Source organism: Affinirhizobium lemnae, from assembly GCF_022968395.1.
Classification (GTDB): Bacteria; Pseudomonadota; Alphaproteobacteria; order Rhizobiales; family Rhizobiaceae; genus Neorhizobium; species Neorhizobium lemnae.
The window spans coordinates 62,942-77,859 of record NZ_JALJQZ010000004.1 but is presented as its reverse complement, the minus strand read 5'-3'; the positions used below and the strand labels follow the sequence as shown (position 1 = coordinate 77,859).

General features: G+C 60.1%; 14 protein-coding genes. All 14 read right to left on the bottom strand.

Annotated elements, in window-relative coordinates:
- Window positions 1–88: 88 nt before the first annotated feature.
- A complete protein-coding gene (locus tag MUU53_RS04060; protein ID WP_247259732.1) occupies window positions 89–1,336 on the bottom strand; it encodes an SfnB family sulfur acquisition oxidoreductase in 1,248 nt (415 codons plus the stop codon).
- Window positions 1,337–1,368: 32 nt separating this feature from the next.
- Window positions 1,369–2,148, bottom strand: a complete 780-nt coding sequence (locus MUU53_RS04055) for an ABC transporter ATP-binding protein (protein WP_247259731.1) — start codon at window positions 2,146–2,148, stop codon at window positions 1,369–1,371.
- Between the two features lie 81 nt (window positions 2,149–2,229).
- Window positions 2,230–3,573 (bottom strand): ABC transporter substrate-binding protein, encoded by a 1,344-nt coding sequence (locus MUU53_RS04050; RefSeq protein ID WP_247259730.1) that lies wholly within the window; start codon window positions 3,571–3,573, stop codon window positions 2,230–2,232.
- 98 nt (window positions 3,574–3,671) lie between these two features.
- Complete coding sequence (locus MUU53_RS04045) at window positions 3,672–4,730, bottom strand: branched-chain amino acid ABC transporter permease (RefSeq protein ID WP_247259729.1); 1,059 nt, start codon at window positions 4,728–4,730, stop codon at window positions 3,672–3,674.
- A 3-nt stretch (window positions 4,731–4,733) separates the two neighbouring features.
- Window positions 4,734–5,630 (bottom strand): branched-chain amino acid ABC transporter permease, encoded by an 897-nt coding sequence (locus MUU53_RS04040; protein WP_247259728.1) that lies wholly within the window; start codon window positions 5,628–5,630, stop codon window positions 4,734–4,736.
- The gene (locus tag MUU53_RS04035) at window positions 5,630–6,499 is read right to left on the bottom strand and encodes an ABC transporter ATP-binding protein (RefSeq protein ID WP_247259727.1); all 870 of its coding nucleotides are present in this window, start codon (window positions 6,497–6,499) and stop codon (window positions 5,630–5,632) included. The genes MUU53_RS04040 and MUU53_RS04035 overlap by 1 nt, the downstream gene beginning before the upstream one ends.
- A 102-nt stretch (window positions 6,500–6,601) precedes the next feature.
- Window positions 6,602–7,705 (bottom strand): dimethylsulfone monooxygenase SfnG, encoded by a 1,104-nt coding sequence (gene sfnG, locus MUU53_RS04030; protein WP_247259726.1) that lies wholly within the window; start codon window positions 7,703–7,705, stop codon window positions 6,602–6,604.
- A 734-nt stretch (window positions 7,706–8,439) separates the two neighbouring features.
- Window positions 8,440–9,144 (bottom strand): ABC transporter ATP-binding protein, encoded by a 705-nt coding sequence (locus MUU53_RS04025; RefSeq protein WP_247259725.1) that lies wholly within the window; start codon window positions 9,142–9,144, stop codon window positions 8,440–8,442.
- The gene (locus tag MUU53_RS04020; RefSeq protein WP_247259724.1) at window positions 9,144–9,905 is read right to left on the bottom strand and encodes an ABC transporter ATP-binding protein; all 762 of its coding nucleotides are present in this window, start codon (window positions 9,903–9,905) and stop codon (window positions 9,144–9,146) included. The genes MUU53_RS04025 and MUU53_RS04020 overlap by 1 nt, the downstream gene beginning before the upstream one ends.
- On the bottom strand, window positions 9,902–10,786 hold the full coding sequence (locus tag MUU53_RS04015; protein ID WP_247259723.1) for a branched-chain amino acid ABC transporter permease: 885 nt from the start codon (window positions 10,784–10,786) through the stop codon (window positions 9,902–9,904). Before MUU53_RS04015 ends, MUU53_RS04020 begins: the two co-directional genes overlap by 4 nt.
- Window positions 10,787–11,653: a branched-chain amino acid ABC transporter permease gene (locus tag MUU53_RS04010; RefSeq protein ID WP_247259722.1), complete on the bottom strand. Its 867-nt coding sequence runs from the start codon at window positions 11,651–11,653 to the stop codon at window positions 10,787–10,789.
- A 210-nt stretch (window positions 11,654–11,863) separates the two neighbouring features.
- On the bottom strand, window positions 11,864–13,087 hold the full coding sequence (locus MUU53_RS04005; protein ID WP_247259721.1) for an ABC transporter substrate-binding protein: 1,224 nt from the start codon (window positions 13,085–13,087) through the stop codon (window positions 11,864–11,866).
- Window positions 13,088–13,178: 91 nt separating this feature from the next.
- Window positions 13,179–14,414: a metal-dependent hydrolase family protein gene (locus MUU53_RS04000; protein ID WP_247259720.1), complete on the bottom strand. Its 1,236-nt coding sequence runs from the start codon at window positions 14,412–14,414 to the stop codon at window positions 13,179–13,181.
- Window positions 14,415–14,432: 18 nt separating this feature from the next.
- Window positions 14,433–14,918 carry a GAF domain-containing protein gene (locus tag MUU53_RS03995; RefSeq protein ID WP_247259719.1) on the bottom strand — a complete coding sequence of 162 codons (486 nt, stop codon included), beginning with the start codon at window positions 14,916–14,918 and terminating at the stop codon, window positions 14,433–14,435.

The following is a 14,918-nucleotide window of genomic DNA, read 5'->3' as shown; positions in this document are numbered from 1 at the left end:
ATCGTCTGTTGTCAGGTGGTATCGAGGCGTTTGTCGGAAAGCGGCGACCTCCCACCGGGGCCGCCGCCGACGCAAGCCGCAGATTGCCTCAGCTCCAGGCATGCAGCGGTGGGTTTTCACCGTTGAGGAAGTACTTGCCCAGGATCGAATACTTCCAGCGCACAGGATCGTGCAGGGTGTGGGTACGCGCATTCCGCCAATGGCGGTCAAGCGCATGCTCGGCAAGCGTCGATCGGGTTCCCGCAAGCTCGAACAGCTTGTTCGTCGCCGCAATTGCAACTTCCGTGGACAGGATCTTGGCCTCGGCGGTCACGATCTGTGCATGCGCAACGGTTTGCGCATTCGGTTCAAGCACCGCACGATCAATGGCATGGCCCGCTTCCCGCAGCAGCGCCTGTGCCGCGTGCAGACGAAGCGTGAGATCCCCAATGGCCTGAAGGGTGTAGGGATCATCGGTCGCCTTTTCGAGCCCGCTATCGACCCAGGCCCGGCTCTTCGTACGAACGAAATCGATGGTGTCGTCGATAGCCGCCTTGGCGATACCGGTATCGACCGCCACCTGAATGATCTGGAAGATCGCGCCGTCGGCCGTCGGCACCTCATAGCCCTTGTAACCGGGCACCAGATGCGTCTTCGGAACCTTGACCCGATCAAGGATCACAGTACCTGACAAGGTGGTCCGCTGCCCGAAGGCCGACCAGTCGTCGATGACCGTCAGACCCGGCGCATCGCGTTCGGCAATCGCGTACCAGGCACGACCCTGATCGTCGAGCGCCACGATCGGCACCAGATGCGCGAGAAGCGCACCCGTTGAATAGAATTTTTGCCCGGTCACAATGACATGGTCGCCATGGTCGGTGAAGCGCGTCTCGAAATCGACAGCGCGCTTGGAGCCGAACTCCGAGAAGGCATTGCCGAAGCGCGTCCCTTTAAGAACTTCGGCGAACAGCAGCTTCTTTTGCACCTCGTCCGACACAGTTCTGATGGCAGCAACGACACCTAGGTGGTTTTGCGAGATCTGGCCGATCGACGAGTCGGCAGCCGAAATGATTTCGACGACTTTGGCGAGCGTCGCATAGGAAACCTCAGGACCGCCATAGGCCTTGGGCACGTTGATCGACCAGAGCCCACTCTGGGAGAAGGCGTCCAGCTCCTTGACCGGCCAGATGCGGTCACGATCGCGTTCCGCTGCGCCCTTCACGAATTCGGCGGCGAGCCTCTCCGCGACTTCGATCGCCTCGACATCCGAGCGGATGATATGGGCAGGCTCTTTCGGGCGAGCAATGGCAGGCACCGCCTCGCGTGCCTTGTCAGTATTGGCGGCATTGATAGTCATGTCAGTTCTCCTTTTGAGACGTGTGAAAGAAATTAATGAATGGGAGGGTTGACCACGACCGGAGTCGGTCGCTGGCCAAGATAAAAGGCCTTCACGTCATCGCGGCGCCGCAGGTCTGCCGCATCGCCGGATAGGACATCGATGCCGTTTTCGATTACGGTCGCCTGGTCCGTATAGGCGAGCGCGGTCGCGGAATTCTGTTCAGCAACAAGGATCGACAGCCCGTTCTCGCGATTGAGCCGCCGCAATGTCCTGAAGATGTCCTGCACAACGAGCGGGGCGAGCCCCATCGACGGCTCGTCGAGGACGAGCAGCCTCGGACGAGACATGAGCGCGCGCCCGATGGCCGTCATCTGTTGCTCGCCGCCGGAGGTCAGACCCGACAGCGTGCCTCGCTTCTGCTTCAGCCGGGGGAAGTGAGCGTAGACCTCCTCCAGATCTCCAGCGATTTCAGCACGACTGCTGCCGCGCCCCAGACCGCCGGAAATCAGATTTTCCTCGACCGTCAGGCTACGGAAGCAGTGACGCCCTTCCAGAACCTGCACGAGGCCGGCGCGCACGAGCTCCGAAGGACTGCTTCGGGAAACATCCAGACCGTCGAACAGCACCCGGCCCGCCGTCACCTGACCGCGCTCTGCAGGCAAAAGATTGGACACCGCCTTGAGAGCTGTGGACTTGCCCGCACCATTTGCCCCGAGCAGAGCAAGGACCTTCCCACGTTCCAGAGAAAACGACACCCCATGCAGCGCGCCGATCGCATGGTTGTAGATCACAGCGAGATCCGTGACTTCGAGGATGGAATTGCCTGACATGGAAAGGCTCCAGAGGTTCGAGATGTCGCCCGGCTCCGCACCGCGGCCCGAAGGACGGGGTGCGGAACCGTCAAGCGTCGATCAGTTGGTCACGGTGTCGACATCGGCCGCCGTGCGGATCTTGATGCCCTTTTCCTTGGCGTAAGCCTCGGAGGACTTTTCAATGATCGGGCGCAGAAGAGCCCAGTCCGGAGCGATCCAGTCGGAAACCACCTTCCACTTCGCGCCATCCCATTGCTGGAAGGTCACGTAGCCATTGCCTTCGTGGTTGTCCCAGGTGACATGGATCGAATGGAACAGATCCTTGGCGCCGAGAGCCTCGACACGGGCCTGGTCGAGTTGCAGATGCTCGAAGCCCCAGCGAACTTCATCACCGGTGAGCGTCCGCTTGCCGAACTTTTGCTGGGCGATGCGAATGGCTTCGACGTTGAGGATGCCGTTGACGATCCCGAGATTGTGGTAGACCGAGCCGATGCGCTTCTTGTCATCCAGGTTACCCTTGCCCTGATCATAGAGCGTCTTCACGATCTCCTTGACGACCGGATATTCGGCGCCCGAAGCCTGGGTCGTGATCGCCGTGTAACCCTTCGCGGCATCGCCAGCAGGAATCACGTCTTCCTCGGAATTCGACCAGACATTGCCGATGATGCGATCGACAGGGAAACCGGTCTTGGCCGCGGTCTTCAGCGCGACGGGATTCATGACACCCCAGCCGCGAAGAACGACATAATCAGGCTTCGCGCGGCGAATGGTGAGCCACTGCGCCTGCTGCTCGTTGCCGGGATGCGGCACTTCAATCTGCTGCACCTCGAAGCCGTACTTCTTGGCAAGGAGTTCATAGATCGGGATCGTTTCCTTGCCATAGGGCGAGCCGTGATAGAGCACCACGATTTTCTTGCCCTTCAGGCTTTCCAGCCCACCTTCCTTGGACCCGATATAATTCACGATACCGGAGGTCTCGCTGTAGGGGTTCAGCAGCAGCGGGAAGACGTAGGGGAAGACCCGTCCGTCCGTCGAATCCGTACGCCCGTGATTGATGGTGATCAGCGGCGTCTTGTCCTGCGTGATCCGATCGATCATCGCATAGGCGATGCCAACGGAGAGCGGATTCCAGGCGGCGACGCCGGGATTGGACTTGAGGCGTTCATAGGCCTCGACCCCACGTTCGACTTCATACTGGGTTTCGCCTTCCGACCAGGTGAGTTTCACCCCATTGACCCCACCATCGCGGGTGTTGATCAGGTTGAGATAGTCGATGAACCCGCCGAAGAAGCCGGTTCCACCGGCGGCATAGGGGCCGACGCGATAGCTCTGAAGGGGAAAGTGCTGCTCATCGGCAAGCGCCGAGGCCACATTCGGCAGCGTGAACCCGAGCGCAAGGCTTGCCGCCAGCGCAGTGGACCTGAAGGATCGGAAAAGGGTCATTTCGGGCAAACTCCTCATGTTGTCCGGCACATGTTGCGCCGCACGGGTTGAATGGATTGGTTGTTTCAGGCTTTACCGGTCGGGTGCTCGGGCGGCTTTCAGGACCGCAAGAAACCGCCCCGGATCTTCTCTCGGATCCGCGCGAACAGGGCAGCGAGCCCATCTGGTTCAAGGATCAGGAATAGGATGATGAGCGCGCCGAGCACGATGCGCTGGGCCATGTCGAGGACACCGCTGTCGAAAAGGTCTCCGAATACAAGGGCACCAAGCCGTGACAGGATCAGCGGAAAGACCACGATCAGCGCCGCTCCATAGAAGGCTCCCCGGATAGTCGCGAGGCCACCGATAATGATTAGGAACAGGATCTGAAAAGACCGATCGAGGTTGAAGCCGGCAGGCTCGACTGTCCTCAGATAGGCAAAGGCCCACAAGACGCCTGCCACACCGATGATGAAGGACGAGATGGCAAAGGCAAACAGCTTGGTCCGCAAGACGGGAATGCCGATGATCCGGGCTGCCGTTTCATTGTCGCGAACCGCGATGAAGTTGCGGCCGACTTCCGAGACGACGAGACGGTAGGCCAGGAACGTCAGAAGCGTCACGATGGTGAGGGCGAAGTAGTAACGACCGACGGCACCCTCGAAGGTAAAGCCGAACAGCGTAAGAGCCGGCGCATCGATCACGCCGGATGCGCTCTCGTTGCTGAACCAGCTGAACTTCGTCAGGGCCCACTGGACGAAGAACTGGGCGGCCAGTGTCGACACGGCGAGATAGAAGCCGCGCAGCCTGAGGCTCGGCAAACCAAAGACGAGACCGACCGCCGCCGCCGTCAAACCTGCGAGAATGATGCTGCCGAACAGCGGCAGTCCGTCGACACGCAGGTTGAAGTTGAAGCAGGCAAACGCACCCACAGCCATGAAGGCGGCACTGCCGAGCGAGACCTGTCCCGCATAACCGGTCAGCAAATTGAGACCGACGCCCGCAAGCGAGAGCGCCAGGAACGGCAGCAGAATGCCTTCAAACAGATAGCTGGTCCCAAATGCCGGGACGAGCCCGAAAGCAACAACCAGGACGATGAGGGGCCAGACCCATGTCTTGAGAGAGGGTGTCCTCGACAGGTTTGGGGCCGAAGCAGGTGTATCGAGCAACACGGACATGGATCAGACCCTTTCCACGAGCTTCTGGCCGAACAGGCCAGCGGGCCGGATGAGGAGGAAAACAAGGGCCACCGCATAGGCGAACCAGCTCTCGATACCGCCGCCGAAATATTCGCCGATATAGACCTCGGCGAGCTTCTCCGTCGCACCCACAAGGAGACCGCCGACAATCGCCCCGAGGATGGAATCAAAACCGCCAAGCACCAGCACGGGCAGAGCTTTCAGGACGATGAGCGAGAGAGAAAACTGCACGCCGGAACGCGCACCCCACAAAAGGCCCGCAACAAGGGCGACCAATCCGGCAGCGGCCCAGACACTGGCCCAGATCCAGTTGAGCTTCAGCCCGACCGCGAGCGCCGCAAACTGGTCGTCCGCCACGGCGCGAAAGCCGAGCCCGATGCGGGTGTATCGGAAGAAGAGCGACAGAGCCACGACCAGACCGAGTGCCACCGCCGCGGCGAAGATGTCGAACTGGCTGATGAACACGCCGCCGATATCGAAAGGCAGGTCTTCGATCCCGAGATCAAGGCCATGCACCTGCGTCCCCCAGACAAGCTGGGCCGCCCCCTCCAAGACATAGGACAAACCAAGTGTCGCCATGAACAGGGTGATGGGCGGTTTGTTGACCAGGGGCCGAAGCACAGCCCTCTCGATCGCAATTCCGAGTGCCACCATGATCGCGAAGGTGATGACGAAGGCGAGCGGGAAGTTGATGCCCCGTTCCGTCAGGCTGACAAAGGTCAGCGCCGCAAACAGCAGCATCGCACCCTGGGCGAAGTTCAGGACGCCGGAGGTCTTGTAGATCAGCACAAAGCCGATCGCCACGAGCGAATACATGACGCCGGACAGCAGCCCGCCCACCAGCACCTCGGTGAAAAACAGCCAGTCGAACCCGGTCATCAGATCCCCTCCCCGTCTTCATTCTCCGGGGCGACACCGAGATAGGCATCGATCACCTTCGGATCATTCGCCACCTTGCCCGGTGTGCCGTCGGCGATCTTGCGTCCGTAATCGAGCACCGCCACATGGTCGGACAAGCCCATGACCACGCCGATATCGTGCTCGATCAGGACAACGGTGGTACCGAACCGATCCCGAGCCGAGCGAACGAAGTCCGCCAACTCGTTCTTCTCCGTCGCCGTCATGCCGGCCATCGGCTCGTCCAGAAGCAGGATGTCAGGCTCGGCGACCAGCGCGCGCGCCAGCTCGACCCGCTTTTGCAGGCCGTAGGGCAAAGTCCCAGCAAGCCTTTCGCCCACATCGGTCAGATGCAGAAAATCGAGGATCGCCTGGGACCGCGCCCGCGCCTCCTCCTGCTCCCGACGAGCCCGCCCGACACCGATCACCTGTTCCAGCACGCTGGCTCGATGACGATAAGCAAGCCCCGTCTTGACGTTGTCGAGCACGCTCAGGCCCTTGAAAAGCGCCAGATTCTGAAAGGTGCGGGCGATGCCGAGCCGCGCCAGGCGCTCTGTCGGCACCCGTCCAAAGCGCTGGCCATTGATGGAAACCCGGCCACGATCCGCCCGGTAGACACCACTGATGATGTTGATCAGCGAACTCTTGCCCGCGCCGTTAGGCCCGATAATTGCGCGGATCTCGCCCCGTTCGACCACAAGATCGATATCCTGCAGCGCCTGCACGCCGCCAAAGGACAGGGTAACCCCCGACAACTCCAGGGCAACGCGTCCGGCTGCCGCGTCCACGTCCTTGTCGCGCGAAGCCGAGCCGCGCTCCTCAGGCCCGATCCTCTCGAGTGCGAGTGTCATGGTTCGTTCTCTCAACATAAGGTTCGGCCAGACAAAGGAAGGGTGTTCAGGCGAGTGGCAAGCTCGCCTGTTCTCCAGCTCCTGCCCGCCAGGCGCGGTGGCTTATTCGGCAGCGACCTTCTGGGCAGCCTCGGCCGCCTCGAGTTCCCGCACCAGCGGAATGACGTGTCTGCCAAAGTACTCGACCTCTTCCTGGAAGTGCAGGAAGCCGAGCAGGATGAGATCCGCACCAGCCCTCTTCAGCGCCACGACGCGTTCGGCCACCTGCTGCGGCGTGCCGATCAGGTTGGAGCGGAAGCCATCATTGTACTGGACCAGATCATCGAAGCTGGACTTTGCCCAGTTGCCCTCGCCTTCCGGCGACGCCTTGCCGGCATTTTTCACCTCGTGACCGAAGGCATTGACCGCGTCCGGGTTTGCCTTTTCGATGATTTCGGCCAGCACAGCCTTGGCCTCTTCCTCCGTCTCGCGAACGATCGCGAAAGCGTTCACGCCAACCCGAACCTTGTGGCCGTTCTCGGCTGCCTTGCGGCGGATGTCGTCGACCTGCTTGCCGATTTCCGCCGGTGTATTGCCATTGGTGAAGTACCAATCGGAAACACGAGCCGCCATATCGCGAGCTGCGCGCGAGGATCCACCCTGGAAGATTTCCGGCTGCGGATCGATCGGCTTCGGCTTCAGGCTGTAGTCCTGGAAGCGATAGAAATCACCGCGGAACGTGAAGCTGTCCTCAGTCCAGATCCCACGCAGTGCACGGATGAATTCTTCTGAGCGACGATAGCGTTCGTCATGATCAAGCCAGTGCTCGCCGATCGCGTGGAACTCGCCCTTGAACCAGCCCGAGACAACATTCACCGCGATGCGGCCGCCGGTCAGGTGGTTGATGGTGGCAATCTGCTTTGCCGCAAGCGCCGGGTTCCAAGGGCCCGGCAGAATGGCGGCGATGACCTTCAGCGTGGACGTGGATTCGAGCAGCGCATGGCTGAACGAGACCGACTCGTGCTGGAATTCCGCGCCATAGCCGGCCGTAAAGCGGATCTGGCTGAGCGCATAGTCGAAGCCGCTCGCCTCGGCGATCTGGGCCAGCTTGCGATTGTAGTCGATCGTCCAGCTCGTACGCTGTTCAATGTTCGAGATGACCAGGCCGCCGGAGACATTCGGCACCCAATAGGCGAACTTCAGGGCGTCACGTTCAATAATCGACATTTCGGATCCTCCAGGAACTAGGCAATTGCTATAGATAAGGGTGAGTAGACATGCCGCTCCGTTCGACGGACTGACCGATCTGATGCTCGATTTCATCCGCAATGAAGGTCACGCGATTAGCGGTTCGCGAGAATTTCGTGACCCTCCCGGATATGGACAAGACAGGCATGAACTCTCCTTTGTTTTTACATTCTATCAATTTAGTGTATTTATCAAACGCGGAATTTTCTTGAAAACGTCGATTTGGGAAACGTGATTTTAAATGCTGCCCGGATCAGAGATGTGATGTTCGTTCCGCCCAGGTCTCGATGCCGACGCTCAGATTGGTGTTCGGCCAGGAGCAGTTCTGTACTGCGAAACTGCGAAGCCGTCGCTCGATACGGCGCCGCTCTTGCCCCTGCCATGGAGAATGATCCACCCAGCTCACTCGCTGCCAGGCGATTTCTGGTGATATAGACGGGTATCGCAAGACTTGTGATCGGACGCGTTACGGCAAAGTAGCCTTCCGTGCACGTTCTATGGAGCTTTAGCGCGGAGATCGAGCGAGTGGATCAATTCTATTGAACCCAACCGGTTCGATCCACAAGGACAGGGGCGCGTGTCGTAGCCTCAGCATACGGCCAAGCCCTGCGACAAAAGCCTTGATCCTGACTGAAACCGAGCACGGCAGAAAGATTCCATTTAGCCCTGAAAGCTCACATCTCGGTTGCTCGATATAAGTCTCCATGACTGTATCAGCTGGCATGCGCCACGCCGAGATAGAGTTGGGCCGCACGCTCATCTACCAGCAGGGTCTGCGCCGGGCCGGAAAGCGCAACCTTGCCGGCGTCCATGATGGCGCCGCGATGCGAGATGGCCAGTGCCTGCCTTGCCCGCTGTTCGATCAGCAGGACCGCAGTGCCGGTTCGGGCAAGCTCTCCGATCCGGCGGAAGCTCTCATCGGCCATGATGGGCGACAGTGCGGCCGTCGGCTCGTCCAGAACAATCACGCCGGGGCGCGTCATCAGGGCGCGCGCAAAGGCCAATTGCTGGCGCTCGCCGCCGGACAGGCTCGAGGCGCGGGCGCGGCGGCGCTCCGCAATCGCCGGAAACAGCTCGAACAATTCGGCTATACGTGCCCGCGTGTTTTTCACGCCCTCAACCACTTCAAGGTTCTCGGTAATCGTCAGTGACCCGAACACATTGGCCACCTGCGGCACATAGCCGATACCTTTGAGCGCCCGCTGCTCGACCGGCACACGGGTAATATCCTGTTTGTCGAGCAGGATACGCCCGGACATGCGCGGTAGAAGGCCGACAACTGCCTTTGCCAGCGTGGATTTGCCGGCCCCATTGGTTCCCGCCACCGTCAGGATTTCGCCAGCGGCCAGGGTCAGATCGATCCCGGTGAGGATATCGGTCTCACCATAGCCGCCGACCAGATTTTCAATCACCAGCATCAGGCAAGTCCTCCGCCGATATAGGCTTCCCGCACGAGCGGATCGGCCAGCACCTCCTGGGGTGTACCGGAGGCAATCAACCTGCCGCGATCCATGACATAGAGCTTGCTCACCAGCCGTGACAGTGCGCCAAGATCATGTTCAATGATCAGGAAGCCGATACCGCGCGCATTCAGTTCCCGGATCTTGGACGACAACTCCTCGATCAGAACGGGATTGACGCCCGCAAAGGGCTCATCCAGCAGGATCACCCGCGCGCCGGTCATCAGGGCCCGTCCGAGTTCGAGCAGTTTCTTCTGCCCGCCGGAGAGCTGGCCAGCCAGACTATCCGCCACCCTCTCAAGTTTCAGAAAGGCGATGGTCTCATCGACGCGGGCGCCGATCTCCTTCTCCTGTGCAGCAACAAGCCGCGGTCGGAAGAAGGCGTTGATGAGGTTTTCCCCGCTTTGGCGGGGTGCCGCCGCCATCAGGTTTTCCCGCACGGTCATATTGGCAAATTCCCGGGGCACCTGGAAGGTGCGCACCATGCCGTGCCGCGCCCTTTCGGCGGCCGACTGACGGCCAATCGAGCGTCCATCGAGAACCACATCGCCATCATTGGCCTCCAGAAAGCCCGTGACCAGCGAAAACAGCGTGGACTTGCCGGCACCGTTCGGACCGATGACGCCGATCATCTCGCCGTCATCGAGGCGAATTGAAACCTTGTCGACCACCACAAGACCACTATAGGCCTTCGAAACATCGTTGATATTCAGGATCATCGCTTCGTAAAATCCCCCATCAGGCCCTGTGGGCGGTAGATCGTGAACAGAATGAGAGCGAGACCGATCACGCCGAGACGGATGCTGGCCATCGATACCTCCGGGATGAAGGGCGCGACATCTCTCAAGAAGCGCGAGCCCTCCAGGAAGAACATCAGAATGAGCACGCCGGCAATAGTGCCGGAAATGCGCCCGACGCCGCCCATGATGATGGCCATCCATACCTGGAAGGTCACGAAGGGAATGAACTGATCCGGCGAAATGTAGCCGATGTAATGGGCGTAGAGTGCGCCAGAAATACCGGCCAGCATGGAGCCGAGCAGCAGCACCTGCATCTTGAAGCGGGCCGGTTCCTTGCCGAGCGAGCGAACCGCCTCCTCATTGTCGCGGATGGCCTCAATCATGCGGCCGAAGGGCGAGCGGACAATGCGCATCATGGCCACAATCGAAATGAGACAGAAAGCCAGGGTCAGCCCAAGCATCAGCACGGCCTGCGCCTCGCCACCACCGGCGCGAAAAATGCGTGGAATGCCGGCAATGCCCTGTACGCCATTGGTCAGCCAGCCCTCCGACGTCACCACCAGACGTACCACCTCGGAAAAGCCGAGGGTGACAATGGCAAAGTAATCCTCACGCAACCGGATGCTGATGATGCCGAGCGGCCAGGCGGCCAGCATGGCAAGGGCAGCGGCTGCCGCAAGTGACAGGGGAATAGGCACACCCTTGGTCGAGAGGATGGCCGAGGTGTAGGCACCGACGCAGAAAAAACCGACATGACCGAAATTGATGAGCCCGGTTAGTCCGAATTGCAGGTTCAAGCCAAGCGCCAGAAGCAGATAGATGCCTGCAATCGTTCCAATGGCAATCAGATAGGCGTCCATTCAGCGCACTCCCTCAATCTTGCCGAACAGTCCACGCGGGCGCACCAGAAGGACCAGCAGAAGAACCAGGAACGAGATCGCGATCTTGTAGGTAAAGCCGACAAAGGGCGTCGCAAGCTCCTGGGCAACACCGATGATGACCCCGGCAAGCACCGCTCCCACCGGGTGCCCGATCCCACCCAGCACGGCGGCAGCGAAAGCCGGTAGCAGCATGTCCCAGCCGCTCTCCGGCGAAACCACCGTCTTCATGCCGAGGAGAATGCCCGCAACGGCAGCCACTGCTCCGGCAATTGCCCACAGCGTGAACATGACCGCACGCGGCGCAATGCCCGACACGCGCGCAAGCAGCGGATTGTCCGCCACAGCACGCATGCGCCTGCCGATCGGCGTAAGATGCAGCACGACAAACACCAGCGCCAGCGTCAGGATCGCCACGCCGGCAAATTTGAGGTCATTGGGCTGGATGCGCACGCCGAGCAGACGGAAGGGACGCACGAGATCCATCTGGAAGACCATCTGGTCATGGCCGAAGACAAGGCCAAGCACTGCACGGATGAAGAACGCAACACCGATGGAGGCCAGAAGAGACGAGATGGGCGAGCGATTTTGCAATGGCCGGAAGACAAGCAGATAGGCGAGAATGGCGCTCAATGCACCAGCGACAAGACCGATCAGCCCTCCCGCAAGCAGTGAGCCGGTGAGGCTTGTACCCATCAGCGCGCCATAGGCGCCGAGCGTCATGGTGTCGCCGGTCGCCGCATTGGAAAACCGGGCAATACCGAACACCAGCGTGACCGATAGTCCCGCCAGGCCGATGATGAGGCCGGAGGTAATGCCGGAAAGAAGAAGTTCCACAAAACTGGTCATGATAGTAAAGGGGTTCCATCTGGGTAAAATCGGGACGGTGACCAGTCCAGATTGCAATCCTGACCAGTTACCGCTCGGCAGATTGCGCAGTCCAGCACATGCGGCGATAGTGGATCCGCCCCCCTGCATCCTGGGCAACAGTCAGGCGGACGGGTGAGCAAAGATGGAACTCCGCTCTAAGCCGCCGACTTGCACACCGCCATGCTGATTTCAGAGCTTGACCTGATATTCGCGCTTGATTTCGCCTTTACGGATGAACGAGGCGGCAAAATCCGGGGTCACGTCGCCGAATTCATCGAAATCGAGGATCGAGGAAGCGCCCTCATAATTGATTTTTCCGTTCTTCAACGCTGCCTTTCCCTCGGCAAAATTTGAAACCTTCGTACCATCCGGATTGGCCACTTCCCGCATCTTGGCATTGATAGCCGCCACATCGGCACCAGGGCCGGCAGCTTCCATGGCAAGGGCGAGCACGATCACCATGTCCCAGGCCATGGCGGCATAGACATTGCCAAGCCCGGACTTGCCGATCGCCTTCTGGTAGGCGGCATCATAGGCGGCGAAGGCAGGTGAGCCTTCATTGGAAATGCTGTCGACCGAAATTATCCCTTCCACAACATCGGGGCCAAGAGCCTTGACGAGTTCTGAATTGGCGGCCCAGGCCGGAATGATCCATTTGATTTCCTCGCCGGTCTGAAACCATTCGCGCAGGATGATTGTCGTATCGGCGAGATAGGAACCAGTTACGATCACATCCGGCTTGGCGTCGAGGATCTTTTGCAGTTCGGCGCGATAGCTGGGCTGGGCTGGCTCGTAGACGACCGATGCGACGACCTCGCCGCCCATGGCAGTCCAGGCACGGGTGAAGCCTTCCGTATTGCCGATCCCCGACGCATTGTTGAAGGCCATGGTGGCGGGACGCTTAAAGCCTTCTTTCTTGGCAATTTCGGCAAAGGCGCGGCCAAATCGGTCATTGGTGGCCTGAAAGCGATAGCCGAGCTTTTTCCCGTTGGCGGGCGCAACCGAAAGTGCGGGCGCACCCGAGCAATGGAAAAGCGGGATTCCCGCCTCGTTGGTCAGGGGGATGACCGCCAGGGACACGCCGGAAGACCAGGTTCCGAGAATGGCCTGAACCTTGTTGACATCGATCAGTTTCTTGGCAGCGAGAACAGCGGCCTGCGGCTGGGTCTGCGTATCCTCGGCAAAGACCTCGAATTTGCGCCCGCCGGCTCCACCAGCGGCATTCACCATCTCGGCCGCGGCAAGGATCATTTTCTGCATGCCGGTGCCGTAAGGACCGCCAGCACCCGTGACCGGGTTGAGGGCGCCGATGCGGAAGATGCCCGCATCCTGCGACAACGCAAGGCGCGGCAAAAGTCCGGCCCCTGCGGCAAGCCCAAGGCTTGCCAGTGTTTGGCGACGTGTCAGTTTCATGGTTTCAGTTCCTCTCTCTTTCTTTTTACCGGAGCTTTGCTCTCGTTCCCCTTTCAACGGGGGCGGCTCCTTTACCGCCCCCGGCACCTTGTCAGCCGAGCGCGGTCCGCTTGATGAACGCGCCGTCCTTCATGATGATCGGCATGTGTTGGCCTTGGCCGGTCAGCAGCGAAAGGTCGGACAGCGGGTTGCCATCGACCACGATGAGATCGGCAAACGCTGCCGGAGCGACTGTGCCGATTTCTCCTTCCATGCGCAGCAGACGCGCTGCCACGACCGTGGCCGAGGCGATCACTTCATGGGCAGGAAGCACCCGGCCGCGGATTACGAATTCTTCCGATTGATGCCTGTGCATGCCGCCGAGCAAATCGCTGCCATAGGCCATTGGCAGGCCAGCAGCCCTCATGATGTCGAGCGATTCCATACCGGACAGCCGGACATTGTCGACCTTGGCCACCGATCTCGCCGGCAGTCCCATGGCAGCACCTTCGCTGGACAGCTTGTCATAGGTAACAAGCGTGGGCACCGCGATGGCACCCCTGGATGCGGCAAAGGATGCCGTCTCGGACTGGATGAGATTGCAATGTTCCAACGAAAGAACGCCGCATTCCACAGCGCGCCGGATGGCTTCGTCGGTATAGAGATGGGCCGCAACGTAGGTTCCGGCATTTTGCGCCTCTTCGACGACCGCCGTGATTTCCTCGCGCGCAAAGCCGAGATAGTGAATTGGATCGGTGGGCGAAGAGACACCCCCATTGGCCATGATCTTGAGGAAGCGGGCTCCACTCTTGATTTCTTCGCGTGCAGCGCGCCGTACATCCGGCACACCATCGCAGACCCGGCCAAGAGCACCGAGCGCATGACCTGTCTGCTGCACCGGGCGGTCATTGAAGGGACCACGGAAATCACAGTGCCCGCCGGTCTGGCTGAGCGCCTTGCCGCACACGACAAGACGCGGCACGGGAAAGAAGCCTTCCTCCGTTGCAACCACCAGCGCATGAGTGGCGCCACCCAGGTCCCGCACCGTCGTGAAGCCGCGCATCAGCATTTCGCCCATCAGTTTGAAAGCGCGAATAGTCACGAGTGCGTCCGGCAGCATGGCGTTCTGCCCCAGATCCGCCATGCTGGCGATGACGTGGACATGGGCATCGATCAGGCCGGGCATCAGGGTCTTTCCCGAAAGATCGATGACTTCAGCCGCCGCACTGGCCACGTTGGAGCCAACCTCGCGAATACGGTTGCCTTCGACCAGAACACTGACCGGTTCGGATGGCTCGAGGCTCGTACCGTCAACGATGCGAGCATTGATAAAGAGATAAGACGACAATAGAAAAACTCCAGGATATCAGGATAAGCGACCCGCGAGGCGGGCTGTGAGATAGGCAGGGATCAGTAGCGGCGCGAGAGCGGCAATCTGCGCGACATGCTCCTTTGTGTAGCGATGCGCGACGTCCAGAAGATTCATTGTGCCGATCGTCTGGCCATCGTAAATCACCGGGATGTTGATGACACAGCCAAGGCCCATGCGGGCGATCTGTTCGTGATCGAAGAACGCCCAGCGAATAGCTTCGTCATCCACCCCGAGGAAGATCTCCCGGCCATGGAGCACCAGGTCGCCCCAAGGTGTTTTACCCATATGTTTACGGCCCAATACCGGATACTCGTCCGGTTTGCTCGAATAGACACGGGCAACCGCATCGCCATCGACGTAAAGAAGCGTGAAAAGCCGATGTCCGATGCGCCTTTGGGTTTCTGCTTCCAGCGCCTGATAGAGGCACGCGGGCTGGTCCGGCTCGCGCAACAGCGCCAGTATGGCATCATTCGTCATCAT

What these genes read in the sequence shown, in the direction of transcription:
- MUU53_RS04060 (WP_247259732.1), bottom strand. Translation starts at nt 1,336, where the DNA reads ATGACTATCAATGCCGCCAATACTGACAAGGCACGCGAGGCGGTGCCT.
- MUU53_RS04055 (WP_247259731.1), bottom strand. Translation starts at nt 2,148, where the DNA reads ATGTCAGGCAATTCCATCCTCGAAGTCACGGATCTCGCTGTGATCTAC.
- MUU53_RS04050 (WP_247259730.1), bottom strand. Translation starts at nt 3,573, where the DNA reads ATGACCCTTTTCCGATCCTTCAGGTCCACTGCGCTGGCGGCAAGCCTT.
- MUU53_RS04045 (WP_247259729.1), bottom strand. Translation starts at nt 4,730, where the DNA reads ATGTCCGTGTTGCTCGATACACCTGCTTCGGCCCCAAACCTGTCGAGG.
- MUU53_RS04040 (WP_247259728.1), bottom strand. Translation starts at nt 5,630, where the DNA reads ATGACCGGGTTCGACTGGCTGTTTTTCACCGAGGTGCTGGTGGGCGGG.
- MUU53_RS04035 (WP_247259727.1), bottom strand. Translation starts at nt 6,499, where the DNA reads ATGACACTCGCACTCGAGAGGATCGGGCCTGAGGAGCGCGGCTCGGCT.
- sfnG (WP_247259726.1), bottom strand. Translation starts at nt 7,705, where the DNA reads ATGTCGATTATTGAACGTGACGCCCTGAAGTTCGCCTATTGGGTGCCG.
- MUU53_RS04025 (WP_247259725.1), bottom strand. Translation starts at nt 9,144, where the DNA reads ATGCTGGTGATTGAAAATCTGGTCGGCGGCTATGGTGAGACCGATATC.
- MUU53_RS04020 (WP_247259724.1), bottom strand. Translation starts at nt 9,905, where the DNA reads ATGATCCTGAATATCAACGATGTTTCGAAGGCCTATAGTGGTCTTGTG.
- MUU53_RS04015 (WP_247259723.1), bottom strand. Translation starts at nt 10,786, where the DNA reads ATGGACGCCTATCTGATTGCCATTGGAACGATTGCAGGCATCTATCTG.
- MUU53_RS04010 (WP_247259722.1), bottom strand. Translation starts at nt 11,653, where the DNA reads ATGACCAGTTTTGTGGAACTTCTTCTTTCCGGCATTACCTCCGGCCTC.
- MUU53_RS04005 (WP_247259721.1), bottom strand. Translation starts at nt 13,087, where the DNA reads ATGAAACTGACACGTCGCCAAACACTGGCAAGCCTTGGGCTTGCCGCA.
- MUU53_RS03995 (WP_247259719.1), bottom strand. Translation starts at nt 14,918, where the DNA reads ATGATGACGAATGATGCCATACTGGCGCTGTTGCGCGAGCCGGACCAG.